This window comes from Binatus sp. (SeqCode), from assembly GCF_036522015.1.
Taxonomy (GTDB): Bacteria; Desulfobacterota; Binatia; order Binatales; family Binataceae; genus Binatus.
The window spans coordinates 1-9,125 of sequence record NZ_DATDGQ010000391.1 but is presented as its reverse complement, the minus strand read 5'-3'; the positions used below and the strand labels follow the sequence as shown (position 1 = coordinate 9,125).

General features: G+C 61.9%; 8 protein-coding genes and 1 pseudogene. 8 read left to right on the top strand and 1 reads right to left on the bottom strand.

Going from position 1 to position 9,125, the window contains the following annotated elements:
* From hpnE to VIW95_RS16610, 4 genes are all read left to right on the top strand, one after another.
* The coding region (hpnE, locus tag VIW95_RS16625; protein WP_331588619.1) for a hydroxysqualene dehydroxylase HpnE at positions 1-1,120 on the top strand (1,120 nt) is incomplete at its 5' end.
* A 15-nt stretch (positions 1,121-1,135) separates the two neighbouring features.
* Positions 1,136-2,140 carry a hopanoid-associated sugar epimerase gene (gene hpnA / locus VIW95_RS16620; RefSeq protein WP_331588617.1) on the top strand — a complete coding sequence of 335 codons (1,005 nt, stop codon included), beginning with the start codon at positions 1,136-1,138 and terminating at the stop codon, positions 2,138-2,140.
* A gap of 8 nt (positions 2,141-2,148) precedes the next feature.
* On the top strand, positions 2,149-3,048 hold the full coding sequence (locus VIW95_RS16615; RefSeq protein WP_331588615.1) for a carotenoid biosynthesis protein: 900 nt from the start codon (positions 2,149-2,151) through the stop codon (positions 3,046-3,048).
* An 80-nt stretch (positions 3,049-3,128) separates the two neighbouring features.
* Entirely contained in the window at positions 3,129-3,926 is a 798-nt protein-coding gene (locus VIW95_RS16610) for an SDR family NAD(P)-dependent oxidoreductase (RefSeq protein WP_331588613.1), read from the top strand.
* Here the strand turns inward: VIW95_RS16610 and VIW95_RS16605 are convergent.
* Positions 3,880-4,695: a hypothetical protein gene (locus VIW95_RS16605; RefSeq protein WP_331588611.1), complete on the bottom strand. Its 816-nt coding sequence runs from the start codon at positions 4,693-4,695 to the stop codon at positions 3,880-3,882. The genes VIW95_RS16610 and VIW95_RS16605 overlap by 47 nt on opposite strands.
* Before the next feature lie 88 nt (positions 4,696-4,783).
* On the opposite strand from VIW95_RS16605, the gene hpnK reads away from it, so the two are divergent.
* The 4 genes and pseudogenes from hpnK to VIW95_RS16585 all read left to right on the top strand — a co-directional run.
* The gene (gene hpnK, locus VIW95_RS16600; RefSeq protein WP_331588609.1) at positions 4,784-5,644 is read left to right on the top strand and encodes a hopanoid biosynthesis-associated protein HpnK; all 861 of its coding nucleotides are present in this window, start codon (positions 4,784-4,786) and stop codon (positions 5,642-5,644) included.
* A 63-nt stretch (positions 5,645-5,707) separates the two neighbouring features.
* A complete protein-coding gene (locus VIW95_RS16595) occupies positions 5,708-6,223 on the top strand; it encodes an N-acetyltransferase family protein (protein WP_331588607.1) in 516 nt (171 codons plus the stop codon).
* Positions 6,224-6,339: 116 nt separating this feature from the next.
* Positions 6,340-8,907, top strand: a complete 2,568-nt coding sequence (locus VIW95_RS16590) for a M1 family metallopeptidase (protein ID WP_331588605.1) — start codon at positions 6,340-6,342, stop codon at positions 8,905-8,907.
* Between the two features lie 16 nt (positions 8,908-8,923).
* Positions 8,924-9,125: pseudogene (locus tag VIW95_RS16585) on the top strand (hypothetical protein); the annotation flags it as partial.

The window sequence follows — 9,125 nt, the reverse complement described above, 5'->3', positions numbered from 1 at the left end:
GTTGGTGTTTCACGAGGACCTGGAAATCGAAATGCTCGCGGGTCCGGGACGCAGCGCAGTGCTTAAGACGGCGCGGTTGCCGGGACCGCTGCACATGACGGCCGCGCTGCTCGGCTACCGGCATCTGACCATTGCGGAACGAATGAGCGTTATGCGCGGCGGGCTTCGCATGCTGGCGATGAGACGGTTCGACCGCGGCGAACTGCGCCGCATCACGGTCGCGCAACTGATGGATCGACTCGGGCAATCGGAACACGCGCGCCGATGCTTCTGGTATCCGATGTCGATAGCGACGTTGAACGACGAGCCGGAATCGTCGTCGGCGCAGCTATTGGCCGAAGTTCTGAAGCGCGCTTTTTTTTCGCGCCGGAGTGACTCAGCGTTCGTCTATTCGCGCGTCGGGTTGAGCGATCTGTACTGCACGGGCGCGCAGCGGTTAATCGAGCGCGCAGGCGGGACGGTCGCGTCGCATTCGATCGTTGAGATGCTGGAGCTCGGCGCGCGCGGCGACGTCGCCAGCGTCCGATTGCGCGACGGGCGTCGAGTCGAAGCGTCGGACTTCATCAGTGCGGTGCCGGCGCCGCAATTACTCCGTCTACTGCCCGAGAACGCGGTCGCGGACCCGTTTTTTTCCCGTTTTACGGGTCTCTCGAGCTCGCCAATCATTTGCGTTCATGTGTGGCTCGATCGCGAAGTGACTAATTCGCCGTTCATCGGGTTTATCGGTACTACTACTCAATGGCTATTCAACAAACGCCAGATATTCGCGCAGCGCGGCGAAGTGCATCCGGGTTACCTGAGCTTCGTCATCAGCGGCGCGCGTAAGCTGGTCGATCGGAGCAACCAGGAAATTCTGGATATTGTGATAAACGATCTGCACGCCATGATTCCCGCGTCGCGCGAGGCCAGAGTCGTGAAGTCGCTGGTGCTGAAGGAGAAAAACGCGACGATGGCGCCTGACCTCCGATCGCACGAATTGCGTCCGACAGCGAAGACGCCGATCGCGAACTTGTTTTTGGCCGGCGACTGGATACAAACAGAACTGCCGGCGACGATTGAGAGCGCGGTAATTTCAGGACGAGCCGCGGCAGACGCCGTGTTCTCGCGCCACGCCGAATAGCTATTGACTAATTGAATGAGTACCAAGTCGGCGCTGGTGACGGGCGGCAATGGATTCGTGGGATGCCACGTCGTGCGCGCGCTGATTGCCCGCGGCGATCGGGTGCGGGTGCTCGCGCGCGAGAACGCGGATTTGAGCGCGCTGGTTGGGCTGCCGGTCGAGATCGTGCGCGGCGATCTGCGGAACTTCGATTCGGTCGCGCGCGCCGTCAACGGATGCAACGAAGTTTATCACGTCGCCGCCGACTACCGGCTGTGGCTGACCGACCCGGCGCCGATGTATGCGACCAACGTCGACGGCACCAAGCATGTCATCACGGCTGCAACCGGTGCGCGAGTTTCGCGAATCGTTTATACGAGCACGGTGGGCGCACTCGGGATTCCGCACGGCGGGGTAGGACGCGAGGATACGCCGTCGTCGCTCGCGGAGATGCCGGGTCACTACAAGAGATCGAAGTACCTGGCGGAGCAGGCGGCGCTGGAAGCCGCACGCGCGGGCGCGCCGGTTGTAATCGTAAATCCGTCGACGCCCATCGGCGCGCTCGATTTCAAGCCGACGCCGACCGGCAGAATCATCGTGGACTTTCTGAATCGGCGGATGCCCGCGTATGTCGAGACCGGGCTGAACATAGTTGATGTCGAAGACGTCGCGCGCGGGCATCTGCTCGCGGCAGAACGCGGCCGTATCGGCGAAAAATATATTCTCGGCGGTGAAAATCTCACGCTCAAGGAATTTCTCGCGCGGCTCGCGGCGATTTCCGCGATGCCTGCGCCGAAGGTGAGAATTCCGTACGCAGTGGCGTTCGGCTATGCGCTTGGCGCCGAGGCGTTTGCGCGCACCGTCACGCGCCGCGCGCCGCGGGCAAGCTTGACCGAAGTGCGGATGGCGCGAAAGCGGATGTTCTTCGACTCGTCGAAGGCACACGCGGAGTTAGGCTATTCGGCGGGGCCGATCGATGCGGCGATTGCGGCAGCGATAGAATTTTTCAGATCGAGGGGAACGGCGAAGAGCGCCGCGTAGGCCAGGCGATGCATCTGCTGATATCCACGATCGCGCTGCGCCCCTACGTCTTCATCTTCCTCGCGAGTTTTCTGTTTATCGCGATCGTGAACTTCGGTCTGCGCACGACGCTGTTGTTCACGGTCCTGACCTACGCCGTGTCGCTCGCGTGCGAGTGGTCTTCGGTCCACAACGGATTCCCGTTCGGGCTCTATCACTATATTGAGGCGACCCGCGCGCGCGAGATTTGGGTGTTCGGCGTTCCGTTCATGGACTCGCTGTCGTTCACGTTCCTCGCGTTCGCCAGTTATACGGTGGCGCTCTTGCTCAGTTCGCCGCTGTATCGGCGCGGTGCGGATGTCCGAATTCTCGACACGTGGGAAATCCGCCGCGCGCCTCGAGTCTGGCTGATGGCAGCGCTGTTCATGGTGATGGTGGACATGGTCGTCGATCCGCTGAGCGTGCTCGGCGAGAGATGGTTCCTCGGCAAAATTTTCTGGTACGACCCGCCGGGTCCGCATTTCGGAGTGCCGATCAGTAACTATCTCGGATGGTATTTCGTCGCCGCAATCACGATCGCGATTTTCCAGTGGCTCGACGGCGCGCTCAGTCGTGGTGCGGCGAAGCCGGCCGGCCTGGTTCCCGCGATGCGCTCGCGAGCACTGCTTGGTCCGGCGCTCTACGCCGGTATCGTGATCTTCGGGATAACAATGCTGTTCCGAATCGACGCCCCCAATATCGGATGGGCGGCGGTGTTCATCTACTTGCCGTTCACGGTCCTCGCAATTCATATTCTGACCCGCCGCGAATCCTGGGGCGACGACTCCGCGATCGAGCGTCATTTGGCCGACTTTCCCTACGAGCGGGATCTTCCGGTCTGGAAGCCATCGAGCGCGCTGACGCACGATGTGCGCCGCGCGACCGCTTAGCTCCGCGCTTCCAAATTTTCCCCGACTGTGGCAAGCGTCGGACATCGAGCTACGACGACGAAGCGGGCGAGGTAACAAACATGCTGCTCAAGGACAAAGTTGCATTGATCACAGGCGCGGGTTCGGGAATCGGGCGCGCGAGCGCGATTCGGTTCGCGAAGGAAGGCGCGAAGGTGATGGTCGCTGACGTGCGCGCCGAGACGGCGAGCAATACTGCGGCTGAGATCGAGAAGGCCGGCGGCGTCGCGAAGTCGGTGTCGGTGGACGTGCGCGTCGGCGCCGAAGTCGAGCGGATGGTCAATGAAACGATTCGCGCGTTCGGCCGACTGGACATCCTGTTCAACAACGCTGGCGTCTTTGTGCCAAAAACTGTGGTCGACACGAGCGAAGAAGAATGGGACTGGGTCGTGGACGTTTGCCTGAAAGGTGTGTTTTTTGGCTGCAAGTACGCGATTCCGCAAATGATCAAGCAGGGCGGCGGGGTGATTATCAACACCGCCAGCGGCGCGGGAATCGAGGGCGTGCCGAATCTTGGCGCCTACCAGGCGGCGAAGGGCGGCGTGGTGATCATGTCGAAGGGAATCGCGCTCGACTTCGCGCGCCACAAGATTCGATGCGTGTCGATTTGCCCCGGCGTGATCGAAACGCCGATCGCCGAAAATTGCAACACCGTTCCCGCCGGCGCGTCGCAGTTGGTGTGGGCACGCACCGGCAATGCGCATCCGCTCGGCCGCAACGGGAAGCCGGAAGAGGTCGGCGCGCTGGCCGCGTTTCTGGCGTCGGACGAGGCGGGGTTCATCACGGGCGTCGCGGTGCCGATCGACGGCGGGTTCAGCGCGGGCGCCTTCGCGCCACCGGGTCGCGAGCGCCCTTCGTAACATCCGGAGTCTGGCCTTCGTGCGCGATCGCAGTTAGCGCATCGGCAATGGCGGCGGTCGCGCGCGAAAGGTTTCGAATCATCTTCGGCAACTTGAGCATCGTCGCGGGATTGCGGATCAGGTACGACGTCGCGGCGAGCGGCCGCACGTTCCCGTCCTCGTCGGCCACCTCCGCGCCCACTACTTCATCGTCAACTTCGTCGAGCACGGCGCGAATCGCGATGAATGGAAGTCCCCGCGCCGCCGCCTCTGCGGCAATCGCGCCGGTTTCCATGTCCACCGCGATCGCACCGGTGGTTTCCTTCGCGCGTCGTTTCTCGGCGCCGGTCGCGAGCACGCGATGCGAACTCAGAATCGCTCCCGTCGAGTACGCGATACCCGCGCTCGCGAGCGAATGACCGACCGCTCGCAGATGCGAGTCCCCGACAGCCAGCACTTGTTCGGCTACTTTGCCGTCGGCATCAAAACTCAGTACGCGGTCGGAGAGGACGAGGTCGCCCGGCTTAAGTCCGTTCGACAGCGCGCCGACAACGCCGGTTCCAATTACCAATTCAGCGCCGGGTATCGAATCGAACGCTCGGCGTGCGGCCTCAGTTGCGCGACGATGCCCGATGCCGTGACCGACAACGGCAAACTCCTTGCCGTTGATCTCCGCGCGGAAGCCATCCAAGCCGTCGAGCGCGAGCGGAGCGCGCTTCACCTGGCGGCGCTTGAAAGGCGCGATCTCGCGCGCGAATGCATAGAAAAGAAGAATCAATTTCCTTCTCACTTTGCCGTCTCGAAGAGAGACGCTTGAGTGAGCCGTTCGATACTAGCAAAATCGAGCCAGTGTTTTTCGATAGTCGCGGTGCAGCAGTTTGAAGCGCCTGATCGTTAACGCCGACGACTTCGGCTTGTCGCCGGAGGTCAACGCCGGCATTACGCGGGCGCACCGCGACGGGATTTTGCGCAGTGCGAGCCTGATGGTCGCGGAGCCGGCCGCGCGCGCCGCTGCTGAACTCGCGCGCGACAATCTGGAGCTCGACGTCGGGCTGCATGCGGTGGTCTGCCAGGGACGCAGCATTCTCGACTCTTCGCGGCTCGGCGGCGCGGTTGGCGCGTCGGGTGAATTCATCGGCAGCCCCGTCGCTGCGGGTATGCGATATTTCTTCGATCGCTCGCTGCGCGCCGCGATGACCGATGAGCTGCGCGCGCAAGTCGAGCGGCATCTCGAGCTGGTCGGCTATCTCAATCATATCGACGGCCATCTGAACTTCCACGTCCATCCGCTGTTCGCCGATATTCTCGTTAACCTCGCCGTCGAATACAAAGTGCCCTGCATCAGGCTCCCGCGCGAACGCGTGATGACGACGATCCGGCTGCGCCGGGACAATGTTGTCCGCAAGCTGGTCGAGTCGATTATTTTTCGCACGCTGTCGCGCCGAACCAGCCGCATGATGGTTGCGCGCGGCCTAACCGCGACCGACGCGCTGTTCGGACTTCATCAGAGCGGGCATCTGAGCGAAGACTATGTCGTAGGCGTGATCGATCGAATCCGCGACGGCACGACCGAACTGTATTTCCATCCGGCCGCCGACATTGGCGGAGTCCCACCCTCGGTCCAAGCGCAGCTCGAAGTCGAGATTCTCACCAGCCCGCGTGTGCACAACGCGATCGTTCGAAATGGCATCGAGCTGATCACGTTTGCCGATCTCGCGAAGGACAGACTTGCCGCTTGATTCAACTTTGCAACTGGGGTTGCCTGTGAATCGGCGAAAACCCTCAACCAGGAGACCAGCTTCATGGCGGATGTAAAGATTCGGCCCGCGGTGCGCGACGACCTGCCGCGCCTGACCGAAATTTACAACTACTACATCGTCAACACACCGATCACGTTCGACCTCCAGCCATGGACGGTCGAGCAGCGCGTGGGATGGTTTGACGAGCATAGCGGCACCAAACGGCACCGCATGCTCGTCGCAGAAGACGCTGGCCGGGTCGCCGGCTATGCATGCACGGGGCCGTTTCGCAACAAGGCGGCGTATGACACGAGCGTCGAGGCGTCGATCTACTGTGCGCACGATGCGAAGGGGCGCGGAATCGGCGCGACGCTGTATGGCGCACTTTTCGCCGCGCTCAAGGGTGAGGACATTAATCGTCTGCTGGGCGGAATTACGCTCCCCAACGAGGCGTCGGTCAAGCTGCATCGAAAATTCGGCTTCACCGACGTCGGAGTCTTCACCGAATGTGGCCGCAAGTTCGACCGCTACTGGGACGTAGTGTGGATGGAGCGTCCGCTCCGGCTCGCCGGCGAATGATTGCTCGCGCATCGACGCCGTTTGAACTAGGCTACACACGTGCGGGGCGTGGCTTCCCACAATTTGTCATTTTCACTTTTCGCACTCGACTGCAAATATAAGGAAAGAGAGACCAGATGCTCGATCAGGATGGAGCTCCGCTCGCTGACGCGTCGCAGGATTATCGCCTGCCGAAAAACGTCACGCCCAAGCGCTACGACATTCACCTGACGCCCGACCTCAAGGCGTTCACCTTTCAGGGCGAAGTGAATATTACGGTCGCCGTCAACGAGGCGACCAACGAGGTTGTGCTGAACGCACTCGAGCTGGAAGTCGACAAGGTGAGCGCGGAACGCGGTAGAAAATCCGTCGTTGCAAAGGCCGAGCTGGAGCCGGCCAAGGAGCGCGCGCATCTTCGATTCGCCGAGAAGCTTTCGGCGGGCGAGTGGACGCTGAAGATTGCGTTTCGCGGAATCCTGAACGACAAGCTGCACGGCTTTTATCGGAGTCAGTATCAGGACGCGTCCGGCAAGACTCACGTCGCCGCGACGACGCAGTTCGAATCCACTGACGCGCGCCGCGCCTTTCCATGCTGGGACGAGCCGGAGCTCAAGGCCAGCTACAAAGTGACGCTGGTCATCGACGAAAATCTGGCGGCGATTTCCAACGGCGGACAGGAGAGCGAGCGCAAGCTGGCCGGCGGCAAGAAAGAGGTCGTCTTCAAGGAAACGATCGCGATGTCCACCTACCTCGTCGCGTTCATCGTCGGCGAGTTCGACGCGACTGCGCCGGTCGATGCGGGCACGCCGCTGCGTATCGTTCACGTTCCCGGCAAAGAGTCGCTGACCAGTTGGGCAAAACAGATTGGCGCGTTCTCGCTGAAATATTTTGCGGACTACTACGGCCTCAAATATCCCGGCGACAAGCTGGATCTGATCGCGATTCCGGATTTCGCGTCGGGCGCGATGGAAAATCTTGGCGCGATCACGTTCCGCGAGACCGCATTGCTGGCCGACGAAAAAACCGCGTCGCGCGCCGAGCTCGAGCGCGTCGCCGACGTGGTGTCGCACGAAAACGCGCACATGTGGTTCGGCGATCTCGTCACCATGCGATGGTGGAACGGGATCTGGCTCAACGAGGCATTCGCCACCTTCATGGAGATGCTGGCGGTCCATGCGTGGAAGCCCGAGTGGAAGCGATGGGAGAGCTTCAGTGTTTCGCGCGCCGCCGCGATGTCGATTGACGGTCTGCGCAGCACGCGCCCGATCGAGTTCACGGTGCGGAGTCCCGAGGACTGCCGCGCGATGTTCGACATCCTGACCTACGAGAAGGGCGCCGCGGTGCTGCGGATGCTCGAGCAGTTTCTCGGCGACAGTGTTTTTCGCGACGGCATTCGGCGGTACCTGAAGAAGCATCAATTCAACAACACCGAGACCAGCGATTTGTGGGACGCGCTCGAGGCGGCGTCGCGCGAGCCGGTGCGCAAGATGATGGACTCGTGGATCTTCCAGCCGGGCTTTCCGATCATCGACGCGGCGCCGAGTACTGACGGGCGTGGGCTCAAGCTCTCGCAGCGCCGCTTCTTCTACCTGGTCGAGGACAACGACCAGCTTTGGCATGTGCCCGTGATGGTTCGCGCGAAGACCGACAAGGGCGTCTCGACGCATAAAGTGCTGCTCACGACGAAAGAAACGACCGTCGATTTGCCCAGCAAGCTCGAATGGGCGCTATTGAACGAGGGCGGTCACGGCTTCTATCGCGTGCATTACGCGCCCGAACTGCTCGCGGCGATCACGAAGAATCCCGCCGCGTTGCAACCGATCGAACGTTTCGGGCTGGTGAGCGATACGTGGGCGGCGACCGTCGCGGGACTCGGGCCGCTCAGCGAGTTCCTCAAGATGGCGCGGCTGTTCACCAGCGAAACCGACATCAATGTGTGGCGGGCGTTGATCGGCGCGTTCGCGTACCTCGACATGATCGCGTCTGACGCGGAGCGGCCCGCGCTCGCCGCGACCGTGCGTGAGATCGTCGGTCCGGCCGCCGCGCGGCTCGGCTGGGAGCCGCAGTCCGGCGAGAGCGAGCTGGTGCGCCAATTGCGCGGCACGCTTATCGGCGCGCTCGGCACGCTCGGCGACGATCCCGACGTGCAAAAGCGCGCACGCGATTTGTATGCGCGCTTCGAGGACAATCCAGATTCCGCGGATCGCGACCTGATGCCCGCGCTGGTTAATATCCTCGCGCACTCGGGCGACGCCGCGCGCTACGAGGAGTTCAAGAAAAAATTCAAAGCGCCGCGCACGCCGCAAGAAGAGCAGCGCTTCCTCTTTGCGCTGGCAAATTTCCGCGATCGCGATCTGCTCAGGAAAACGATGGAGATGACGCTGGACGGGCAGGTGCGCACGCAGAATTCGCCGTACCTGATGCATTCGCTGCTGCTCAACTCTACCTGCCGCTATGAGGCGTGGGATTTTGCGCGCGCGCATTGGGACGAGATGATTCAAAAATATCCGGACAACGCGCTGCCGCGAATGTGCGAAGCCGTAGTCGCGCTGCTCGATCGCGAGGACGAGGTGAAGAAGTTCTTCGGCGAGCATCGCGTGCGCCTCGGCGGCAAAATAATCGACCAACACCTCGAACGGCTAGGCGTCGCAGTTGGATTCCGGAAACGCGAGGGCAAGAATCTGCAGGCAACGCTCAAAGGATGAACGGGGAGGAGATTCGATGACAACTGAATCCAGGACGGCTGCCGCCACAATCATTCACGACGACCAGCCGCTGCATTTCGAGCGCGCGATCGCGGACTCGAATGCGTTGTGGCTCGACGCGGCGGAGCTCAAAAAGCTCGCGGGTTGGGAGCTCAAGCCTGAGGGAATCTGCCGAGGTGGTTTGTGCGTGCCGATTCCGCCAGGCCGCGAACACGAAT